Origin of the sequence: Streptomyces sp. NPDC093089 (assembly GCF_044754405.1) — a bacterium.
Classification (GTDB): Bacteria; Actinomycetota; Actinomycetes; order Streptomycetales; family Streptomycetaceae; genus Streptomyces.
Map to the genome: position 1 here is coordinate 113,504 of NZ_JBIVPA010000007.1, position 19,610 is coordinate 133,113.

20 protein-coding genes are annotated in these 19,610 nt (G+C 72.3%); 2 read left to right on the forward strand and 18 right to left on the reverse strand.

Annotated features, from left to right (window positions below; translation table 11 throughout):
* Position 1 precedes the first annotated feature (1 nt).
* Positions 2 to 982, reverse strand: coding sequence for an aspartate carbamoyltransferase catalytic subunit (locus tag ACIQFX_RS17715; protein ID WP_402464035.1), 981 nt, complete (start codon positions 980 to 982; stop codon positions 2 to 4).
* A gap of 85 nt (positions 983 to 1,067) precedes the next feature.
* Positions 1,068 to 1,634, reverse strand: a complete 567-nt coding sequence (gene pyrR / locus ACIQFX_RS17720) for a bifunctional pyr operon transcriptional regulator/uracil phosphoribosyltransferase PyrR (protein ID WP_402464037.1) — start codon at positions 1,632 to 1,634, stop codon at positions 1,068 to 1,070.
* A gap of 246 nt (positions 1,635 to 1,880) precedes the next feature.
* On the opposite strand from pyrR, the gene bldD reads away from it, so the two are divergent.
* A complete protein-coding gene (gene bldD, locus ACIQFX_RS17725; RefSeq protein WP_017242229.1) occupies positions 1,881 to 2,381 on the forward strand; it encodes a transcriptional regulator BldD in 501 nt (166 codons plus the stop codon).
* Positions 2,382 to 2,681: 300 nt separating this feature from the next.
* Here the strand turns inward: bldD and nusB are convergent, their stop codons facing one another.
* The 15 genes from nusB to ACIQFX_RS17800 all read right to left on the reverse strand — a co-directional run bounded on the left by nusB (position 2,682) and on the right by ACIQFX_RS17800 (position 16,412).
* The gene (gene nusB / locus ACIQFX_RS17730; RefSeq protein ID WP_402464039.1) at positions 2,682 to 3,119 is read right to left on the reverse strand and encodes a transcription antitermination factor NusB; all 438 of its coding nucleotides are present in this window, start codon (positions 3,117 to 3,119) and stop codon (positions 2,682 to 2,684) included.
* 2 nt (positions 3,120 to 3,121) lie between these two features.
* Entirely contained in the window at positions 3,122 to 3,688 is a 567-nt protein-coding gene (efp, locus tag ACIQFX_RS17735) for an elongation factor P (RefSeq protein ID WP_402464041.1), read from the reverse strand.
* 50 nt (positions 3,689 to 3,738) lie between these two features.
* A complete protein-coding gene (locus ACIQFX_RS17740; protein ID WP_402464043.1) occupies positions 3,739 to 4,851 on the reverse strand; it encodes an aminopeptidase P family protein in 1,113 nt (370 codons plus the stop codon).
* A 75-nt stretch (positions 4,852 to 4,926) separates the two neighbouring features.
* Complete coding sequence (locus ACIQFX_RS17745) at positions 4,927 to 5,997, reverse strand: AAA family ATPase (protein ID WP_402464046.1); 1,071 nt, start codon at positions 5,995 to 5,997, stop codon at positions 4,927 to 4,929.
* 113 nt (positions 5,998 to 6,110) lie between these two features.
* Positions 6,111 to 6,557, reverse strand: a complete 447-nt coding sequence (aroQ, locus tag ACIQFX_RS17750; RefSeq protein WP_402464048.1) for a type II 3-dehydroquinate dehydratase — start codon at positions 6,555 to 6,557, stop codon at positions 6,111 to 6,113.
* Positions 6,554 to 7,648: a 3-dehydroquinate synthase gene (gene aroB, locus ACIQFX_RS17755; protein ID WP_402464050.1), complete on the reverse strand. Its 1,095-nt coding sequence runs from the start codon at positions 7,646 to 7,648 to the stop codon at positions 6,554 to 6,556. The genes aroQ and aroB overlap by 4 nt, the downstream gene beginning before the upstream one ends.
* Entirely contained in the window at positions 7,645 to 8,166 is a 522-nt protein-coding gene (locus ACIQFX_RS17760) for a shikimate kinase (protein WP_402464052.1), read from the reverse strand. Before ACIQFX_RS17760 ends, aroB begins: the two co-directional genes overlap by 4 nt.
* Positions 8,163 to 9,347, reverse strand: a complete 1,185-nt coding sequence (gene aroC, locus ACIQFX_RS17765) for a chorismate synthase (RefSeq protein ID WP_402464054.1) — start codon at positions 9,345 to 9,347, stop codon at positions 8,163 to 8,165. The genes ACIQFX_RS17760 and aroC overlap by 4 nt, the downstream gene beginning before the upstream one ends.
* 113 nt (positions 9,348 to 9,460) lie before the next feature.
* Positions 9,461 to 9,688 (reverse strand): hypothetical protein, encoded by a 228-nt coding sequence (locus ACIQFX_RS17770; RefSeq protein ID WP_402464056.1) that lies wholly within the window; start codon positions 9,686 to 9,688, stop codon positions 9,461 to 9,463.
* Positions 9,689 to 9,732: 44 nt separating this feature from the next.
* On the reverse strand, positions 9,733 to 10,560 hold the full coding sequence (locus ACIQFX_RS17775; protein WP_402464058.1) for a shikimate dehydrogenase: 828 nt from the start codon (positions 10,558 to 10,560) through the stop codon (positions 9,733 to 9,735).
* A complete protein-coding gene (gene mltG, locus ACIQFX_RS17780; RefSeq protein ID WP_402464060.1) occupies positions 10,557 to 12,380 on the reverse strand; it encodes an endolytic transglycosylase MltG in 1,824 nt (607 codons plus the stop codon). Before mltG ends, ACIQFX_RS17775 begins: the two co-directional genes overlap by 4 nt.
* A gap of 101 nt (positions 12,381 to 12,481) precedes the next feature.
* Complete coding sequence (gene ruvX / locus ACIQFX_RS17785) at positions 12,482 to 12,946, reverse strand: Holliday junction resolvase RuvX (RefSeq protein WP_402464623.1); 465 nt, start codon at positions 12,944 to 12,946, stop codon at positions 12,482 to 12,484.
* A gap of 2 nt (positions 12,947 to 12,948) precedes the next feature.
* A complete protein-coding gene (gene alaS / locus ACIQFX_RS17790; protein ID WP_402464062.1) occupies positions 12,949 to 15,618 on the reverse strand; it encodes an alanine--tRNA ligase in 2,670 nt (889 codons plus the stop codon).
* Positions 15,618 to 15,968, reverse strand: coding sequence for a DUF6167 family protein (locus ACIQFX_RS17795; protein WP_402464064.1), 351 nt, complete (start codon positions 15,966 to 15,968; stop codon positions 15,618 to 15,620). The genes alaS and ACIQFX_RS17795 overlap by 1 nt, the downstream gene beginning before the upstream one ends.
* Before the next feature lie 6 nt (positions 15,969 to 15,974).
* Positions 15,975 to 16,412 carry a DUF948 domain-containing protein gene (locus tag ACIQFX_RS17800; RefSeq protein ID WP_402464066.1) on the reverse strand — a complete coding sequence of 146 codons (438 nt, stop codon included), beginning with the start codon at positions 16,410 to 16,412 and terminating at the stop codon, positions 15,975 to 15,977.
* 169 nt (positions 16,413 to 16,581) lie between these two features.
* On the opposite strand from ACIQFX_RS17800, the gene ACIQFX_RS17805 reads away from it, so the two are divergent.
* The gene (locus tag ACIQFX_RS17805; protein ID WP_402464068.1) at positions 16,582 to 18,810 is read left to right on the forward strand and encodes an ATP-binding protein; all 2,229 of its coding nucleotides are present in this window, start codon (positions 16,582 to 16,584) and stop codon (positions 18,808 to 18,810) included.
* Between the two features lie 34 nt (positions 18,811 to 18,844).
* On the opposite strand, the gene rpsD is transcribed toward ACIQFX_RS17805, so the two are convergent.
* Complete coding sequence (gene rpsD, locus ACIQFX_RS17810; RefSeq protein ID WP_015032311.1) at positions 18,845 to 19,459, reverse strand: 30S ribosomal protein S4; 615 nt, start codon at positions 19,457 to 19,459, stop codon at positions 18,845 to 18,847.
* Positions 19,460 to 19,610: the final 151 nt, after the last annotated feature.

Sequence of the window (19,610 nt, forward strand, 5' to 3'; positions counted from 1 at the left end):
GTTACTTGCTCTCCTCGGTACGGGTGTGGCTGACGGCGGACTCGTTGCCGCCCAGAAGCAGGTAGAGGACGGCCATCCGGACGGAGACGCCGTTGGCGACCTGCTCGACGACCGTGCAGCGGTCGGAGTCGGCGACCTCGGCGGTGATCTCCATGCCGCGGACCATCGGGCCGGGGTGCATGACGATGGCGTGTTCGGGCATCTTCGCCATCCGCTCCCCGTCGAGCCCGTAGCGGCGCGAGTACTCGCGCTCGGTCGGGAAGAAGGCGGCGTTCATCCGCTCGCGCTGCACACGAAGCATCATCACCGCGTCGGACTTCGGCAGCACGCCGTCGAGGTCGTACGACACCTCGCAGGGCCAGGTCTCGACGCCGACGGGGACCAGGGTGGGCGGGGCCACCAGGGTGACCTCGGCGCCGAGGGTGTGCAGCAGGTCGACGTTGGAGCGGGCGACCCGGCTGTGCAGGACGTCGCCCACGAGGGTGATGCGCTTGCCGGCGAGGTCCCGGCCGAGGCCGGCGTCGCGGCCGACGAGGCGGCGGCGCATGGTGAAGGCGTCGAGCAGGGCCTGGGTGGGGTGCTGGTGGGTGCCGTCGCCGGCGTTGATGACGGGGGCGTCGATCCAGCCGGAGGTGGCGAGGCGGTACGGGGCTCCGGAGGCGCCGTGCCGGATGACGACCGCGTCGACGCCCATGGCCTCCAGGGTCTGCGCGGTGTCCTTGAGGGACTCGCCCTTGGAGACGCTGGAGCCCTTGGCCGCGAAGTTGATGACGTCGGCGGAGAGGCGCTTCTCGGCGGCCTCGAAGGAGATCCGGGTGCGGGTGGAGTCCTCGAAGAACAGGTTGCAGATGGTCCGGCCGCGCAGGGTCGGCAGCTTCTTGATGGGCCGGTCGGCCACCCGGGCCATCTCTTCGGCGGTGTCGAGGATCTGGACGGCGTCGTCGCGGGTGAGGTCGGCGGCCGAGATGAGGTGACGCATCATCGGGGTGTCTCTCCGTGGTGGGGAGGTGTGCGGACATGCGGGGGCGCAGGGGTGTGCCCCGGGCCCCGCGGGGAAGCCGGTCCGGCTAGGAGGCGGGCCTGGTGCCGAGCAGCACGGTGTCGCGACCGTCCTCCTCGGCGAGCTGGACCTTGACCGTCTCCCGCAGCGACGTGGGGAGGTTCTTGCCGACGTAGTCGGCGCGGATCGGAAGTTCGCGGTGGCCGCGGTCGACGAGGACCGCGAGCTGGACGGCGCGCGGGCGGCCGATGTCGCCGAGGGCGTCGAGGGCGGCGCGGATGGTGCGTCCGGAGAAGAGCACGTCGTCGACGAGGACGACGAGGCGGCCGTCGACGCCGTCACCGGGGATCTCGGTGCGGCCGATGGCGCGGGCGGGCTTCAGCCGGAGGTCGTCCCGGTACATGGTGATGTCGAGGGAGCCGACCGGGATCTTCGCACCGGTGATCGACTCGAGCTTCTCGGCGAGCCGGCGGGCGAGGAAGACGCCGCGGGTGGGAATGCCGAGGAGGACCACGTCGTCCGCGCCCTTGGCGCGCTCGACGATCTCGTGGGCGATGCGGGTCAGGACCCGCGCGATGTCGGGGGCCTCGAGGACGGGCCGGGCGTCATCGCCGTACTGCTGCTGGGTGTCCATGGAAAACGGACCTCCTTCTCCGCCTCACGGGACGGTTCTTAAAGGACGTCGGAATTGCGCCGTTCACTTTACCAGGGGTGGACGGGTGTACGACGCGCACCCCGGCGCGCCACTCCGTGCGCCGTCCCCCGGGAGGAGGCGGTACGGACCATTCGGCTTGACGGGAAAGAGTAACGCTGCGTAACCTCACAGTGAGTTACCAGCCGCGCGGCGCAGCCGCATGTCGTCACAGCGTCCGGGAGCGTTATGTCCAGCGAATACGCAAAGCAGCTCGGGGCCAAACTCCGTGCCATCCGCACCCAGCAGGGTCTGTCCCTCCACGGGGTGGAGGAGAAGTCCCAGGGCCGCTGGAAGGCCGTCGTGGTCGGCTCGTACGAGCGCGGTGACCGTGCGGTGACCGTGCAGCGCCTTGCCGAGCTGGCCGATTTCTACGGGGTGCCGGTGCAGGAGCTCCTGCCGGGCACGACCCCCGGCGGGGCGGCCGAGCCGCCGCCGAAGCTGGTCCTCGACCTGGAGCGCCTGGCGCACGTCCCCCAGGAGAAGGCCGGCCCTCTGCAGCGCTACGCGGCGACGATCCAGTCGCAGCGCGGCGACTACAACGGCAAGGTGCTGTCGATCCGCCAGGACGACCTGCGCACGCTCGCCGTCATCTACGACCAGTCCCCCTCGGTCCTCACCGAGCAGCTGATCAGCTGGGGCGTGCTGGACGCGGACGCGCGCCGCGCGGTCGCCCACGAGGACAACTGACCCCTTACGAGGGCACAGCAGAAACGTACCGCCGGGCCCGTGGACGTCATCGGACGTCCACGGGCCCTCGGCGTTCCCCCGGCCGTACGCGAGCGCCCGGGGAGAGCCCTGAACGCCGGGGAGAGCCCTGAACGGCCGCAGGAGCACCGCGAGGACGCCGCACGGCCCGCGCGGCCTCGTACGCGGCCTGCAACGGCGCCCGGAGCAGCCAGGAAGCCGTAACCCGCCCGGGAAACGCCGAAGGGCCCGCAGCGCGTGTGCTGCGGGCCCTTCGGCGTGGGTGGCCGTCCTGCGCGGGACTCAGTCGTCCGCGTCGCGGCGCAGACGCGGCTTCAGGTCCTTGAAGCGCGCCAGCAGGCCGTTGACGAAGGTCGGGGACTCCTCGGTGGAGAACTCCTTGGCGAGCTGCACCGCCTCGTCGATCGCGACCGCGTCCGGCGTGCCGTCCTCCCAGATCACCTCGTACGCACCGAGGCGCACGATGTTCCGGTCGGCGACGGGCATCCGGTCGAGGTCCCAGTCCACCGCGTAGGTCGCGATGAGCTCGTCGATCCGCGCCACGTGGGCCGCGTACCCCTCGACCAGCTGCATGGTGAAGTCGCTGACCGGCGGCTGGCGGTCGTCCGACCGCGCGTGCCGGACCTGGTCCGCGAGAACCTCCTGGACGGAGGCACCGCGCTGGTCGGCCTCGAAGAGGATCTGGAAGGCGCGCTTGCGCGCCTTGCTCCGAGCGGCCACGGTTAGCTGTTCACCCGGCCGAGGTAGTCGCTGGTGCGGGTGTCGACCTTGATCTTCTCACCGGTGGTGATGAAGAGCGGGACCTGGATCTCGTGGCCGGTCTCCAGGGTGGCGGGCTTGGTGCCACCGGTGGAGCGGTCGCCCTGGACGCCCGGGTCGGTGTGCTGGATCGTCAGGACGACGGCGGCCGGGAGCTCGACGTAGAGCACCTCGCCCTCGTGCTGCGCGACGGAGGCGCTGAAGCCCTCGATGAGGAAGTTGGCGGCGTCGCCGACGGCCTTGCGGTCGACGTGCAGCTGGTCGTAGGTCTCCTCGTCCATGAAGACGAAGTAGTCGCCGTCCATGTAGGAGAACTGCATGTCGCGGCGGTCGATGGTGGCCGTCTCGACCTTGACGCCCGCGTTGAAGGTCTTGTCGACGACCTTGCCGGACAGCACGTTCTTGAGCTTGGTGCGCACGAAGGCCGGGCCCTTGCCGGGCTTGACGTGCTGGAACTCGACGACGGACCAGAGCTGGCCGCCTTCGAGCTTGAGCACCATGCCGTTCTTGAGGTCGTTCGTGGAAGCCACGGTTGCGGAATCTCCTGGACTGACGTGGGACCTGGGAGGCGTACGCGCCTTTACAGCGCGAGCAGCTCCTTGGTCGTGATGGTGAGTAGCTCGGGTCCGCCGTCCGCCTCCTGGCGCACGACGAGCGTGTCATCGATCCGGACCCCGCCCCGGCCCGGGAGGTGGACCCCCGGTTCGACGGTGACCGGCACACAAGCGTCCAGTTTACCCATGGCCGAGGGTGAGAGCTGCGGGTCCTCGTCGATTTCGAGCCCCACCCCGTGCCCGGTGAGCGGCGCGGTGGCCTCCGCGTGGCCCGCCGAGTCCAGGATCTGCCGGGCCGCCCGGTCCACGTCCCGGTACTCGGCGCCGGGTGCGAGGGACTCCCGTCCGGCGCGCTGAGCGGCGAAGACGAGCTCGTACAGCTCGATCTGCCAGTCGGCGGGGGTGGTGCCGATGACGAAGGTGCGGCCGATCTCGCACCGGTAGCCGCGGTAGTCGGCGCCGAGGCAGACGGAGAGGAAATCCCCTTCCTCGACGCGGCGGTCGGTCGGCCGGTGCCCGCGGCGCCCGGAGTGCGGGCCGGTGGCGACCGAGGTGGGGAAGGCGGCGCCGTCGGCCCCGTGGTCGACGAGCCGGCGCTCCAGCTCCAGGGCGAGGTGGCGCTCGGTCCGGCCCACCAGGATCGACTCCAGGAGCTCGCCGAGGGCCTGGTCGGCGATCTCGGCGGCGATCCGGAGGCAGGCGATCTCGTCCTCGTCCTTGACGATCCTGAGCTGCTCGACGGCCAACGCGAGGTCGGCGAGGCGCAGTCCGGGCGCGACGGAGCCCATGGCGCGGTGCCTGGCCACCGTCAGGTCGTGCTCCTCGACGGCGAGGGCGTCCGCGCCGGCCCGGCGGGCCAGGTCGACGGCCGCGACCGCCGGGTCGCCGTCGCCCGCGGGCACGACCTGCTGTCTGAGCAGCTCGTCGAGCCGCCCGTCGGCCGGTTCGCCGCCGGGCGCGACGGGGCGGAGCAGGACGTCCGTGTCCGGCTCCGGGCCCACGAGCAGCACCGCGCCGGGCGGGGAACCACCCGCGAGGTAGCGCACGTTGGCGGGGCGGGAGACCAGGGCCGCCGGGCTGCCCGCGGCCGCGCACCGGTCGCGCAGCCGTACACGGCGGTCCGCATACACCTCTGACATGCTCCGAGCCTACGAGCACCGCGCCGCGGCGGCCTGTTCTGCGCGGCCGACCGGGCGTGCCGGCCCGCCGCCGGGTCACCAGGTGGGCGGACTCGCTATCGCGCGGGCCAGGACGTCGTCGAGGACGCGGGCGGTGGTCTCGACGTCGTACGTGGAGTTGTCGATGATCGGCAGCCCCGAGCCGTACCAGCCGGCCATCCGGCCGTGGATGGCGGCGACCTCCTCGTCCGAGAGGCGCCGGTTGCCGCTGCGCTCCGCGTTGCGCTCCAGGACGATCTCCAGGCCGGGCAGCAGGACCACCGGGAGCAGGCCGGGGCCGACGTGGCGCTTCCACCCGCCGAGGCCGACGACGGGCCGGTCGGGGAAGACGGCGTCGTCGACGATGCAGGAGATCCCGTTGGCGAGGAAGTTGCGCGCGGCGAAGCCGCAGGTGCGGCGGGCGAGGCGGTACTGGGCCTCGGAGTGGTCGTTCCAGCCCGACTGCGGGTCGGCGAAGCCGGAGCAGACCCACTCTCGGACGTCGTCGAGGCTGATGTGCGCCGTGGGCACCCGGCGGCGCTGCGCCCAGTGCCGCGCGACGGTCGTCTTGCCGGCCCCGGCGGGCCCGATCAGCAGCACCGCGAGCGTGGCCGTGCCGGTCCCGCCGTGCTCGGCGGCGGGCGCCGGCGGCGCCCCCACGGGCGGCAGCGGCACGTGCCCGGTCAGGTCCGCCCGCTGCGGCGCGGCCGGGTAGGGCGACGCGGTCTGCCCCTGCGGCGCCCCGTGCTGCGGTACGGCCCCGTGCCCGCCCCACCCCGGCCCCGCGGGGCCGGACGGCGGCGCTCCGGGTGCCGCGTGCGGCGGCGGCCCCTGCGGATGCCGGGGAGCGCCCGCCTGGACGGTCCGGTGCACCCCGAGCCGGGGCGCGGCGGACGGCGGTCCCGCGGGCGGTGCGGCGGGCGGGGGCCCGACCGGCAGCGGCCCTCCGGTCGGCGCCGGACCGGACGGGTGGCCCGGGTACGGGGTGCCCTGGGGAGGCGTCGGCGGGACGGGCGGATGCGCGCCCTGGGCGCCACCGCCCGCGCCGGCTCCTGGTCCCCGAACGGGGTCGGGCGTCTGCCCCGGCCGTTCGGGCGGTGGCAGCGGACCCCCCACTGCGTGCTGCATCCGGTGCCACTCCGTCTCGTACGCCTGTCGGCCTCTGGTAACCGTGGACGCCGGAACGTTACCGTCCCCGGCCCCCACAAGGGCAACGGCCGGGAACGCCTTCTGGTGCCCCGTCAGCCGGCGAGTTCCTCGGCGAGCGCCCTGAGGGCGAGCCGGTAGGAGCCGATTCCGAAGCCGGCCACCGTCCCGGTCGCCACGGCCGCGATGACCGAGGTGTGCCGGAACTCCTCGCGGGCGTACGGGTTCGAGATGTGCACCTCGATCAGGGGCGCGGTCCGCTGGGCGGCCGCGTCCCGCATCCCGTACGAGTAGTGCGTGAACGCGCCGGGGTTGATCACGACCGGGATCGAGCCGTCCGCCGCCTCGTGGAGCCAGCGGATCATCTCGCCCTCGTCGTTGGTCTCCCGGACGTCGACGTCGAAGCCGAGCTCCGCGCCGAGCGTCCGGCAGGACTCGACGAGCCCCTTGTACGAGGTGGCGCCGTAGATGTCGGGCTCGCGGGAGCCGAGCCGGCCGAGGTTCGGGCCGTTCAGCACGAGGACCGGGCGAGCCTCGCTCACGCCGACACCTCGCCGTACGCCGCGATCAGCACCGCCGGGTCCGGGCCCTCCAGGACGGTCGGCTTGCCGATCCCGTCGAGCACGATGAAGCGGAGCAGGTCGCCGCGGGACTTCTTGTCGACCCGCATCGTCTCCAGGAGCTTGGGCCACTGGTCACCGCGGTAGGTGAGCGGCAGGCCGACGGACTCCAGGATCGCGCGGTGCCGGTCGGCGGTGGCGTCGTCGAGGCGCCCGGCCAGTCGGCCGAGCTCGGCGGCGAAGACCATGCCGACGGAGACGGCGGCGCCGTGGCGCCACTTGTACCGCTCGTTCTTCTCGATGGCGTGGGCGAGGGTGTGGCCGTAGTTGAGGATCTCCCGGCGGCCGGACTCCTTGAGGTCGCCGGAGACGACCTCGGCCTTGACCTTGATCGAGCGGACGAGCAGCTCGGCGGTGTGCGGACCTGCCGGGGTGCGGGCGGCCTGCGGGTCCTCCTCGATGAGGTCGAGGATCACCGGATCGACGATGAAGCCGGCCTTGATGATCTCCGCGAGACCGCTGACGTAGTCGTGCACCGGCAGCGAGTCCAGCGCGGCGAGGTCGCAGAGGACGCCGGCCGGCGGGTGGAAGGCGCCGACGAGGTTCTTGCCCTCGGCGGTGTTGATGCCCGTCTTGCCGCCGACGGCCGCGTCGACCATGGCGAGGACGGTGGTCGGCACGGCGATCCAGCGCACCCCGCGCAGCCAGGTCGCGGCCACGAAGCCGGCCAGGTCCGTGGTGGCGCCGCCGCCGACGCCGACGACGACGTCGCTGCGGGTGAAGCCGGTCTGGCCGAGCGCCTTCCAGCAGTAGGCGGCGACCTCGGCGGTCTTCGCCTCCTCGGCGTTCGGCACCTGGATGGCGACGGCCTCGTAGCCCTGGTCGGCGAGGTCGGCGCGGAGCGCCTCGCCGGTGTCGGCGAGCGCCTCCGGGTGGATCACGGCGACCCGCTTGGCCTGGGGGCCGATCAGCGCGGGGAGCTCGCCGAGCAGCTGCCGGCCGACCAGCACGTCGTACGCATCGGTGCCCGCGCTGCCCGCGACGTGGATGCGGGTCGTTTCCTGGTCCGTCATGCGTCCTTCTTCAGATCCAGTGCCGAGAGGACCGCGTCCGCGACCTCTTCGGGGGTGCGGTCGTCGGTGGCGACGACGACCCGGGCTACTTCGGTGTACAGGTGGCGGCGCGCCTCCATCAGCTCGCGCCACTGGCGGCGCGGGTTGACGGCGAGCAGCGGCCGCGCGGTGTTGAGGCCGACGCGGCGGACCGCCTCGTCGACGTCCATCGAGAGGTACGCGACGGGCTGCCCGGCCAGCAGGGCGCGGGTGCCTTCGTCGAGGATGGCGCCGCCGCCGAGGGCGAGGACGCCCTCGTGCTCGGCGACGGCCGCGGCGACCGCGGCCCGTTCGAGGGCGCGGAAGCGCTCCTCGCCGTCCTCGACGAAGATGTCGGAGATCTCGCGTCCCTCGGCGGCGACGATGTCGGCGTCGGTGTCCCGGTAGGGCGCGCCCAGCCTCTCGGCCAGGAGCGCGCCCACCGTGGACTTGCCGGAGCCCATGGGCCCGACGAGGACGATCAGGGGACCGCCGGTCACCGGATGTGCAGGTTGTCGAGGTACGACTGCACGTTGCGGCGGGTCTCGGGGACGCTGTCGCCGCCGAACTTCTCGACGACCGCGTCGGCGAGGACGAGCGCGACCATGGCCTCGGCGACGATGCCGGCGGCGGGGACGGCGCACACGTCGGAGCGCTGGTGGTGGGCGGCCGCGACCTCGCCGGTGGCGACGTCGATGGTGGCGAGCGCGCGCGGCACGGTCGCGATGGGCTTCATCGCGGCGCGGACGCGCAGCAGCTCGCCGGTGGTCAGGCCGCCCTCGGTGCCGCCGGAGCGGCCGGAGGTCCGCTTGATGCCGTCCTCGGTGCGGACGATCTCGTCGTGCGCCTTCGAGCCGGGCACGCGGGCGAGGTCGAAGCCGTCGCCGACCTCGACGCCCTTGATGGCCTGGATGCCCATGAGCGCGGCGGCCAGGCGGGCGTCGAGACGCCGGTCCCAGTGGACGTGCGAGCCGAGGCCGACGGGCACGCCGTAGGCGAGGACCTCGACGACGCCGCCGAGGGTGTCGCCGTCCTTGTGGGCCTGGTCGATCTCGGCCACCATCGCCTTCGACGCGTCGGCGTCGAGGCAGCGGACCGGGTCGGCGTCGAGCCGCTCGACGTCGCCGGGGGTCGGGTAGAGGCCGTACGGCGCCTTGGCGGCGGCCAGCTCGACGACGTGCGAGACGATCTCGATGCCGGCGGCCTCCTTGATGAAGGACCGGGCGACGGCACCGAGGGCGACGCGGGCGGCGGTCTCCCGGGCGCTGGCGCGCTCCAGGATCGGCCGGGCCTCGTCGAAGCCGTACTTCTGCATGCCGGCGAGGTCGGCGTGGCCGGGCCGGGGCCGGGTCAGGGGCGCGTTGCGGCCCGTCTCCTTGAGCTCCGACGGGTCGACCGGGTCGGCCGACATGACCTTCTCCCACTTGGGCCACTCGGTGTTCCCGACCATGACGGCGATCGGGGAGCCGAGCGAGAGTCCGTGGCGGACGCCGCCGAGGAAGGTGACCTCGTCCTGCTCGAACTTCATCCGGGCGCCACGCCCATAGCCGAGGCGTCGCCGCGCGAGGTGGTCCGCCACCATCCCAGTGGTGACCGGGACGCCGGCGGGAAGACCCTCCAGCGTCGCGACCAGCGCGGGTCCGTGGGATTCCCCAGCGGTCAGCCAACGCAACCTGCTCAACGATGCTCCTCATGCTCGCGCCTGGGCACTGCGACGACGCGGCCGGGTGCGCGGCCCTGGCCCGCCGCCCCGATCCTTTCACGTCCCGGGGACGAACCCGCCCTCCCGTCCAGCTATCGGACGGGGGCGTCGTATTCCCGGACAGGCCGCTCGTCGTCCCGCGCCTCGCCGAAGCGGGTCCGCAGCCATCCGAGACCGGCGTGGACGGCGAGGGTGGAGCCGGCCGCGATCAGCGGGGAGCGCAGCCATTCGGGCAGGTGGCCGAAGACCACCAGCCTGAAGAAGTTCACGACGTCGAACGCCACGTCCCACCTGGACGCGAGCGTCAGTGACTCAGCCATGCTCGCCGCACTCCCCCGTGATCCGCTCGGCGTCGCGGTGCAGCCTACCGGGCGGCCAGCGCCCGCTCCCCCGCCGCCCGCATCGCCGCGAGCGGGGCGGGCGCGCGGCCCGTCATCTGCTCGACCTGGAGCACGGCCTGGTGGACGAGGAGGTCGAGGCCTCCGACGACCTTGCCGCCGCGCTCGGACCAGGCCGCCGCGAGGGCGGTCGGCCAGGGGTCGTAGAGGACGTCGAAGAGGGTGCCGGGGCGTTCGGGGACCGCGGCGGCCAGCGCGTTGGTGGTGCCGGCCGGGGTCGTGGCGACGACCAGCGGGGACGCGAAGGCCTCGGCCGCGCGCTCCCAGTCCTCGGTACGGACCTCCACGCCGAGCCGCTCGCCCCAGCCGCGCATCTCCTCGGCCCGGGCCTCGCTCCGCACGTAGGCGGTGACGGGGCCGACGCAGATCCGGGCGAGCGCGGCGAGCGCGGAGGACGCCGTGGCGCCGGCGCCGAGGACCGCCGCCGACTCCACCTTCTCGACGCCCCGCTCGCCCAGGGCGGCGATCATGCCGGGGATGTCGGTGTTGTCCCCGATACGCCGGCCGTCCTCCCGGAGGACGACCGTGTTGACGGCCTCCACGGCGGCGGCCGTGTCGCTGATCTCGTCGAGCAGCGGGATGACCGCCCGCTTCAGCGGCATGGTCAGCGACAGGCCCGCCCACGTGCCGTCCAGCTGGGCGACGAACCCGGGCAGTGCCGCCTCGTCGACCTCGAACCGCTCGTACGACCAGTCGTCGAGGCCGAGCTCGGCGTAGGCGGCCCGGTGCAGCACCGGGGAGAGCGAGTGCGCGATCGGCGAACCGAGGACGGCCGCGCGGTGCTGCCTGCTCACTGTCCCGACTTCCGTTCCTTCTCGTACTCCGCGACGTTCCGGTTGTGTTCCTTGAGGGTCACGGAGAAGACGGTCTTGTTCTCGTTGATCGACACGAAGTAGTACCACGGGCCGTCGGCGGGAGACATCGCCGAGTTCAGCGCCTCGATGCCGGGGTTGCTGATGGGACCGGGGACGAGGCCCTTCACGTCGTACGCGTAGGTGTTGTACGGGTCCTTGATCTTGCGCATGGCCTCGACGGATCCCACGTCGAGGGTGCTGGTGCCCCTCAGGTAGTTCACCGTGGAGTCGAACTCCAGGCGTCCCGCCGTCTCCGCGTTGTCGGGCTGGAGGCGGTTGTAGACGACGCGCGCCACCTTGTCGAAGTCGTGCTTGTACTTGCCCTCGACCTGCACGAGGCTGGCGACCGTCAGGAGCTCCCACGGTCCCTTGACGCCCACGGCCTTCGCCTTCGCGTCCAGGTCCAGCTTCGTGTACTCCTGGTTCGCCCGGGAGACCATCTTGCGCAGGGCGTCCTCGGGCTTGCTGCCCTTGGCGACGGGGTAGCTCGCCGGGAAGAGGAAGCCCTCCAGCGGGTCCTTGATCTCGGCGTGGTTCTTGGCCCAGTCGGGCAGTCCGAGGGAGTCGGCCTTCGCGAGCGCGACCTCCTTGGTGGTGCCCTCCTTGAGGTCGAGGCGCTTGTCGAGCTGCTCGTAGACCCAGGAGTTCCGCTTGCCCTCGGGGATGACGAAGTTGGCCTGGCTCACCGGGTCGAGCATGAGCGTGACGGCGCTCTCGGCCGACATCTCCTTCTTCAGCATGTAGACGCCGGCCTGGATCGAGAGGCCCTTGGGGTTGCGTCCCTGCGCGGAGACGAAGGCGTCGACGCTCTTGACGACGCCCGCCTTCTTGAGGATGTTGCCGATCTCGTAGCCGCCGGCGTCCTTCGGGATCTCGACCTGGACCTCGCCGGTGCCGGTGCCGGCGAAGTCCTCGGCGGCGCCGAACTGGCCCTGCCAGAACTCGTAGCCGAAGTAGCCGATGCCGCCGACGCCGCCCGCGAGGACGAGCGTGACGACGAGGCAGGCCATGCCGTTCTTGCCCTTGCGCTTCTTGGCCTTGCTGCGGCGTTCGCGGTCGCCGCCGCGGGAGCCCCGGCCGGCCGGCTCCTCGTCGTACTCGTCGTACTCGTCGCCGTGGTCGCGGTTGCGGTCGCGACCGTCGGAGTCGTCCTCGCCGGTGAAGAAGGGGTGCTTCTCCTCCTCCGGCTCCGGGCTCGCCTCTTCCTCCGGGGCCCAGTCGACCACCGGCTCCGGCGGGGTCCGGCGGCGGCCGGGGGGTTGGGGCGGCGGGTAGGCCTCGGGGGTGCCGTAGAGGTCCGGGGTCTGGCCGCCGTACGGATCGGCCTGCGGGGCGCCGTACGCCATCGAGGACTGGCCGGTCTCCCAGTTGCCTTCGTACTGTTGTCCGAGGTTCCCGGGCGTGTCGTAGCCGCCCTGGTACCCGGCCCCGTACTGCTGCTGGGGCTGCGCCTGCTGTTGCTGCTGCGGGTGCTGCGCCTGCTGCTGGTACTGCTGGTACTGCGGGTCCACGTAGCCCTGCGGCTGCTGCTGTTGCTGCTGGTAGTACTGCTGCTGAGCCTGCTGCTGGTACGGATCGCCCTGGTGGCCCTGGCCTGCCTGGCCGTACGGGTCCTCGTAGCCGTGGCCGCCCTGGCCGTACTGGCTCGCCTGCTGCGGATGCGGGTACTGCTGCTGCTGGCCTTCCCACCCCTGGTCCCCGTACAACGGGTCCCCGGGGTGCCACGGTTCGGAGCCGGGGCCCCGGCCATACTCAGTCATCGATCCCCAAACAGCCGCGAGGCTTCCGGACGATCCGCCTCTACGTAGTGCGGCAGTTGTTCGAACACCGCCGCATCGCGCGGAACGTTACCGTATCGCGATCAGATGACCACTTCGACGCCCTCGCCGGGCGGATTACCTGATACCCGTTCGGACTCAAGAGCGTTCTGAAGGATGATCACAGCGGCGGCCTGGTCGATCACGGACCGCCCCTTCTTGGCCTTCACGCCGGAGGCGCGGAGCCCCTGGGTCGCGGAGACCGTGGTCATCCGCTCGTCGACGAGACGGACCGGCACCGGGGCGATGCCCTTGGCCATCTCGCGGGCGAAGGCCCGCACCTTGGTCGCGGCCGGGCCCTCCCGCCCGCTGAGCGAGCGGGGCAGGCCCACGACGACCTCGATGGGCTCGTACTCCTCGACGAGCAGGCGGAGCCGCCGGTGGGCGGCCGGGACGTCACGTCCCGGCACGGTCTCCACCGGCGTCGCGAGGACCCCGTCGGGGTCGCACGAGGCGACCCCGATCCGGGCGTCCCCGACGTCGACCGCGAGACGGCGGCCGCGGCGCATCGTCACGCCGTCTCCACCACGAGCCGCTCGACGGCGGCGATGGCCTCGCCGACCGCCTCCGGGTTCTGGCCGCCGCCCTGGGCGACGTCCGGCTTGCCGCCGCCACCGCCGCCGAGGGTCTTGGCGGCCGTGCGGACCAGCTCGCCGGCCTTGAGACCGCGCTCGCGGGCGGCCTCGTTGGTGGCGATGACCGTGAGCGGCTTGCCGTTGACCGTGGTGAACAGGGCGACGACGGCCGGACGGTCGGACGGGATGCGGCCCCGCACGTCGAGGACCAGCTTGCGCAGGTCGTCGGCGCCGGTGCCGTCCTGCACCCGGCCCGTGACCAGGGCGAGGCCGCGGATGTCCTGGGCGGAGTCGACGAGACCGGCGGCGGCCTGGAGGACCTTCTCCGCGCGGAACTTCTCGATCTCCTTCTCGGCGTCCTTCAGCTTGCCGAGCATGGTGGAGATCTTCTCCGGCAGCTCCTCCGGGCGGCCCTTGACCAGCTCCTGGAGCTGGGCGACGACCGTGTGCTCGCGGGCGAGGAAGTTGTACGCGTCGACGCCGACGAGGGCCTCGATGCGGCGCACGCCGGAGCCGATGGACGACTCGCCGAGCAGCTTCACCAGGCCCAGCTGGGCGGTGTTGCCGACGTGCGTGCCGCCGCACAGCTCCTTGGAGAAGTCACCGATGGTGACGACGCGGACCTGCTCGCCGTACTTCTCGCCGAACTCGGCGATGGCGCCCTGGCGCTTGGCCTCGTTGATCGGCATGACCTCGGCGTGGACCTCCAGCTCGCGCGAGAGGACCTCGTTGATCTTCTGCTCGACGTCGGTGAGCACGGCGCCGGGAACGGCGTTCGGCGAGCCGAAGTCGAAGCGGAAGCGGCCGGGCTGGTTCTCCGAACCGGCCTGGGCGGCCGTCGGGCCGAGGGCGTCGCGCAGCGCCTGGTGCGTCAGGTGGGTGGCCGAGTGGGCACGGGCGATGGCCCGGCGGCGGCGCACGTCGATGGTGGCGTAGGCGGTGGCGCCCACGGTGACCTCGCCGACCTGCACGGAACCCTTGTGCACGGAGACGCCGGGAACGGGCTGCTGGACGTCGCGGACCTCGATGACCGCGCCGCTGTGCAGCTTGATCCGGCCCTGGTCGGCGATCTGGCCGCCGCCCTCGGCGTAGAACGGGGTCCGGTCGAGGACGACCTCGACCTCGTCGCCCTCGGAGGCGGCCGGCGAGGAGACGCCGTTGACCAGGAGACCGACGACCGTGGTCTCGCCCTCCAGGTTGGTGTAGCCGGTGAACTCGGTGGCGCCGTTGCTGTCGGCGATCTCCCGGTACGCCGTCATGTCGGCGTGGCCGGTCTTCTTGGCCTTGGCGTCGGCCTTGGCGCGGTCCCGCTGCTCCTTCATCAGACGGCGGAAGCCGTCCTCGTCCACGGAGAGGCCCTGCTCGGAGGCCATCTCCAGGGTGAGGTCGATCGGGAAGCCCCAGGTGTCGTGGAGCAGGAACGCCTTGTCGCCGGAGAGGACCGTGCCGCCGGCGGCCTTGGTCTCGGTCACGGCGGTGTCGAGGATGTTCGTGCCGCCCTTGAGGGCCTTCAGGAAGGCGGCCTCTTCGGCGAGGGCGACGGTCTCGATGCGCTTGCGGTCGGTGACCAGCTCCGGGTACTGCTCGCCCATCGTGTTGATCACGGTGTCGACGAGGTCCTGGACGACCGGGCCGGTGGCGCCGAGCAGGCGCATGTTGCGGACGGCGCGGCGCATGATGCGGCGCAGCACGTAGCCGCGGCCCTCGTTGCCGGGGGTGACGCCGTCGCCGATGAGCATGACGGACGTGCGCATGTGGTCGGCGACCACGCGGAGCGACACGTCGCTGTCGTGGGCCTTGCCGTAGGCGACGCCGGTGAGCTCGGTGGCCTTGTCGATGACGACCTGGAGGGTGTCCGTCTCGTACATGTTCTGGACGCCCTGGAGGATCATCGCCAGGCGCTCCAGGCCGAGGCCCGTGTCGATGTTCTTCGACGGCAGCTCGCCGAGGATCGGGAAGTTCTCCTTGTCGGAGCCCTCGCCGCGCTCGTACTGCATGAAGACCAGGTTCCAGATCTCCACGTACCGCTCGTCGTTGACGGCCGGGCCGCCCTCGACGCCGAACTCGGGGCCGCGGTCGTAGTTGATCTCGGAACACGGGCCGCAGGGGCCGGGGACGCCCATCGACCAGTAGTTGTCCTTCTTGCCGAGGCGCTGGATGCGCTCGGCCGGGACGCCGACGACGTCGCGCCAGATCTGCTCGGCCTCGTCGTCCTCCTGGTAGACGGTGATCCAGAGCTTCTCCGGCTCCAGCCCGTAGCCGCCGTGCTCCACCGGGGTGGTCAGCAGCTCCCAGGCGAGCTTGATGGCGCCTTCCTTGAAGTAGTCGCCGAAGGAGAAGTTGCCGCACATCTGGAAGAACGTGCCGTGGCGGGTGGTCTTGCCGACTTCCTCGATGTCGGGCGTGCGCACGCACTTCTGCACGCTGGAGGCGCGCGTGAACGGCGGCTTGACCTCACCCAGGAAGTAGGGCTTGAAGGGCACCATGCCGGCGGGGACGAGCAGCAGAGTCGGGTCGTCCGCGATGAGCGACGCCGAAGGGACGACGGTGTGCCCGCGCTCCTCGAAGAAGCTCAGCCAGCGGCGGCGGATTTCAGCCGACTCCATCAGTGGTCCTCATTCCGGTTGTACGAGATCGTGGAAATTGAATGCGTGGTCGGGTGCGGCGCGCGGCCGAGCGGGGTCGTGCGACGGGGCTCCGGGAGCTCCCGGCCGGTGCCGGGCTCCACGGGGGCGTCGAGCCCGAGCGCCTCGCCCAGTTCGGCCTCGCGCTGGAGCATGCCCGCCCTCACGTCGAGGGCGAAGTCCTTGAGGCGGTGTCCGGTCTCGAGCGCCTTGTTCGCCGCCTGGGCCGCGAGGCTCTCGGGGGTCAGCTGCTTCAGCTTGCGGTTGACCTTGGTGGTGGCCCACACACCGGCGGCTGCGCCGGCCGTGAACCAGAACGTGCGGCGGAACATCGCGGCTCAGCCCTTCTGCTTCCGGCGTCTCGAGGACGGCACGGTACGGCCGACGATCACAGTGCGTCGCACGGAGTCCCGCGGCGCGTCCTCCCCGTCCCGGCCCCGGCCGAGCGCCTTGCGCACGCCGTAGCCGAAGGCGGCCACCTTGACGAGCGGGCCGCCGAAGGTGGAGGCGACGGTGGAGGAGAGCGCGGAGGCGTTGGAGGTGACCTCCTGGACGTCCGACGCGATGGCGTCGACCCGGTCGAGCTGGGTCTGCGCGGAGCGCACGGTCGCGGAGGCGTCGGCCAGCAGCGGGACGGCCTGCTCGGTCACGTCCGCCACCATCCTCGTGGCCGCCTTGAGCGTCTGCGCCAGCCTCACCAGCACCACGGCGAGGAAGGAGACCAGGATCGCCCAGAAGACGGCCACCAGGATGCCGGCAACCTCTCCACCGGTCACTCTGCACCGCTCCCTGTGTCGTCGGATCTGTCGTCGGGTTCTTGCCAAAAGTAGTCCCCCGACCCTATCGCGCCCGGGCTGGCCCGCCGTACCGCATTACCGCCCGCGGGACGGGAGTTCGGGGAACCGATTGTACGGAGAGCGCGCGGATGGGTACGCTCCGTGTCCCATGCGACGGAGCAATCTCCCGGCGGATCTGAACCGGTTCGTCGGACGGGCCGCCGAGCAGGCCGCCCTGACGGCGCTCCTCGAGACGTACCGCCTGGTCACGGTCGTGGGAGTGGGCGGGGTCGGCAAGACCCGGCTGGCGCTCCGGGCTGCCGCCGAGGCGCAGAAACGCTACGTCGACGGGGTGCGCCTCGCCGATCTCGCGCCGCTGCGCGACCCGGACCTGGTGGCGTACGCCCTCGTCGAGGCGCTCGGCCTGACCGACCACACGCTGCGCGCCCCGCGCGAGGTGCTCGTGGAGCACCTCGCCGACCGCCGGCTGCTGCTGGTGGTCGACGGGTTCGAGCACCTGGTGGAGAGCTGCGCGCCGCTGGTACGGGACCTCCTGGCGCACGCCCCCGGCCTCACCGTCCTCGCGGTCGGGCGCCGGGCGCTGCGGGTGGCGGGCGAGAGCGTGTTCACGCTGGCGCCGATGGGCGAGGCGGACGCGGTGACGCTGCTCGCCGAGCGGGCGGCGGAGGCGGGTGCGCCGATGACGCCCGCGCCTCCCGCCCCGGCACCACCCGCCCCGTCCGCCCCGGCGGCGTCCGAGTGCCCTCTCCTCCCCGGTCCCCCGGCGGCCGTGCGGGAGCTGTGCCTGCGGCTCGACGGCATCCCGCTGGCCCTCGAGCTGGCGGCGGGACGGCTGCCGCTCCTCTCCGTCGAGCAGATGCTGTGCCGCCTCGACGACCGGTTCCGGCTCCTCACGGACGGCGGGCGCGGCACGCTCCCCCGGCACCAGACGCTGCGGACGGCGATCGGCTGGAGCCACGAGCTGTGCACCCCCGAGGAGCGGCTGCTCTGGGCGCGGCTCTCGGTGTTCGCGGGCCCCTTCGACCTGGAGGCCGTCGAGTACGTGTGCGGGGGCCCGGAGCTGCCTCCCGAACACATCCTGGACCTGCTCGGAGGACTGCTCGCGCAGTCGCTCCTGGCACGGGAGGACGGTCCCGCGGGTCCCGCCTACCGGCTCCTGGACACGGTCGCCGCGTACGGGGCGGAGTGGCTGGCCGCGCTCGGCGACACGGAGCGGATGCGGCGGCGGCACCGCGACTGGTACATGGGGCTCGCCACCTGGTGCGAGCTGGAGTGGTTCAGCCCCCGCCAGGGCGAGGTGGCGGCCCGCACGGACGCGGCGCTGCCGAACATGCGCGCGGCCCTCGACCTGTGCCTCGAACTCCCGGAGGACGCGCACCTGGCCCAGCACCTGGCGGGCACGCTCTGGTTCGCGTGGGTGGGCTGCGGCCGGCTCTCGGAGGGCCGTCACTGGCTGGAGCGGGCGCTGGCCCTGGAGTCGGGGCACGAGGAGGCACGGCTGAAGGCGCTGTGGGTGCTCGGGTACGTGGCCGTCCTCCAAGGGGACGGCACGGCCGCGGTGGCGGCGCTCCACGAGTGCGGGGAGCGGGCCAGGGCCTCGGGGAACGCCCTGGCGGAGGCGTACGCGACGCACCGGATGGGCTGCCTGGCGCTACTCTCGGACGACGTGCCGCGCGCCGAGGAGCTGATCGGACGGGCCCTCGACGCCTACCGGGAGCTCGGCGAGCTCAACAGCAACGTGCTGATGGGGCAGGTCGAACTGGCCATGGCGCGGGCCTTCCGGGGGGACCTGGAGGGGGCGGTCGCGATCTGCCGTGACGTGCGGGAGGTGTGCGAGGAGCGCGGGGAGCGGTGGACCCGGGCCTACGCCCTGTACGTCCTGGGGTTCTCCGCATGGACCCGGGGCGCGTACGAGGAGGCGCGGGAGCTGCTCGACGAGTGCGTGTCGATCAACCACACCTTCCACGACCTGGTCGGTCTCGTCCTCGCCATCGAGCTGCTCGCCCTGGTGACGGTGAGCGAGGGGAACGCGGCGGAGGCCGCGGTCCTCCAGGGGGCGACGGTGCCGGTGTGGGACGCGGTCGGCATCCGGCTCTTCGGCTCGGCGACGTTCGGCGGGCCGAGGGCGCTGTGCGAGCAGCGGGCGGGCGAGGCGCTGGGCCCGGAGGCGTACGCCGTCGCGTTCCGGGAGGGCGAGGGGCTCTCGCTCGACGCGGCCGTGGAGCGCGCGCTCGCCGGCCGCCGCGATCCGGCCGTCGGCGGCCCGGCCGGGCCCGCGGCCCCGCGTCCGTTCCGTACGGCCAGGTCGGCGGCGGTCCCGGGAACGCGGAAGCCCGCCGGCTCCCCCACCGGTAAGGGCGGGGAAGCGGCGGGCTGAACACCGCGTGGGTGGTACTACGGCCGTGCTGGGATCAGCGGGCGTAGTACTCGACGACCAGCTGCTCGTCGCAGATGACCGGGATTTCCTTGCGGTTCGGGTCGCGGTCGAGGCGGAAGGCCAGGGCCTTCAGGTTGACCTGCAGGTAGCGCGGGGTCTCGCCGTCGGCGGCGAAGCCACCCTCGCGGGCCATCTCGAACAGCGGCTTGGTGCGGCTGCGCTCGCGGACCATCACGACGTCGTCGGGACGGACGCGGAACGACGGCTTGTCGACCTTGCCACCGTTGACCTGGATGTGGCCGTGGACGACCATCTGGCGGGCCTGGTAGATGGTGCGGGCGATGCCCGAACGCAGGACCAGGGCGTCGAGGCGACGCTCGAGCTCGACGACCAGCGCCTCGCCCGTCTTGCCCTCGGCCTTCTTGGCACGGTCGTAGGCGCGCGCCATCTGGCGCTCGCTGATGTCGTACTGGGCGCGCAGACGCTGCTTCTCGAGCAGACGGACCTTGTAGTCCGAGTTCTGCTTGCGGCCACGGCCGTGCTCGCCCGGCGGGTAGGGGCGGGCCTCGAAGTACTTGACGGCCTTCGGGGTCAGCGCGATGCCGAGGGCACGCGACTTCTTGACCTTGGGACGGGACTGGTTCGGCATGAACCAACCTCTCTCATTGATACGAAAACGGCTTCACCAGGGTTAGGGGAGGTCGCATCCGCAGCCGGGAAACCCGCCTGGTCCGTACGGGACGGACCTGCCGGGCAGCCGCTCCCAGGTCTGGGCACATACGTGCAGCACGCGAACGACC

Coding starts and splice junctions, on each gene's coding strand:
- ACIQFX_RS17715 (WP_402464035.1), bottom strand. CDS start 982: ATGATGCGTCACCTCATCTCGGCCGCCGACCTCACCCGCGACGACGCC.
- pyrR (WP_402464037.1), bottom strand. CDS start 1,634: ATGGACACCCAGCAGCAGTACGGCGATGACGCCCGGCCCGTCCTCGAG.
- bldD (WP_017242229.1), top strand. CDS start 1,881: ATGTCCAGCGAATACGCAAAGCAGCTCGGGGCCAAACTCCGTGCCATC.
- ACIQFX_RS17740 (WP_402464043.1), bottom strand. CDS start 4,851: ATGTCAGAGGTGTATGCGGACCGCCGTGTACGGCTGCGCGACCGGTGC.
- ACIQFX_RS17745 (WP_402464046.1), bottom strand. CDS start 5,997: ATGCAGCACGCAGTGGGGGGTCCGCTGCCACCGCCCGAACGGCCGGGG.
- aroB (WP_402464050.1), bottom strand. CDS start 7,648: ATGACGGACCAGGAAACGACCCGCATCCACGTCGCGGGCAGCGCGGGC.
- ACIQFX_RS17770 (WP_402464056.1), bottom strand. CDS start 9,688: ATGGCTGAGTCACTGACGCTCGCGTCCAGGTGGGACGTGGCGTTCGAC.
- mltG (WP_402464060.1), bottom strand. CDS start 12,380: ATGACTGAGTATGGCCGGGGCCCCGGCTCCGAACCGTGGCACCCCGGG.
- ruvX (WP_402464623.1), bottom strand. CDS start 12,946: ATGCGCCGCGGCCGCCGTCTCGCGGTCGACGTCGGGGACGCCCGGATC.
- alaS (WP_402464062.1), bottom strand. CDS start 15,618: ATGGAGTCGGCTGAAATCCGCCGCCGCTGGCTGAGCTTCTTCGAGGAG.
- ACIQFX_RS17795 (WP_402464064.1), bottom strand. CDS start 15,968: ATGTTCCGCCGCACGTTCTGGTTCACGGCCGGCGCAGCCGCCGGTGTG.
- ACIQFX_RS17805 (WP_402464068.1), top strand. CDS start 16,582: ATGCGACGGAGCAATCTCCCGGCGGATCTGAACCGGTTCGTCGGACGG.
- rpsD (WP_015032311.1), bottom strand. CDS start 19,459: ATGCCGAACCAGTCCCGTCCCAAGGTCAAGAAGTCGCGTGCCCTCGGC.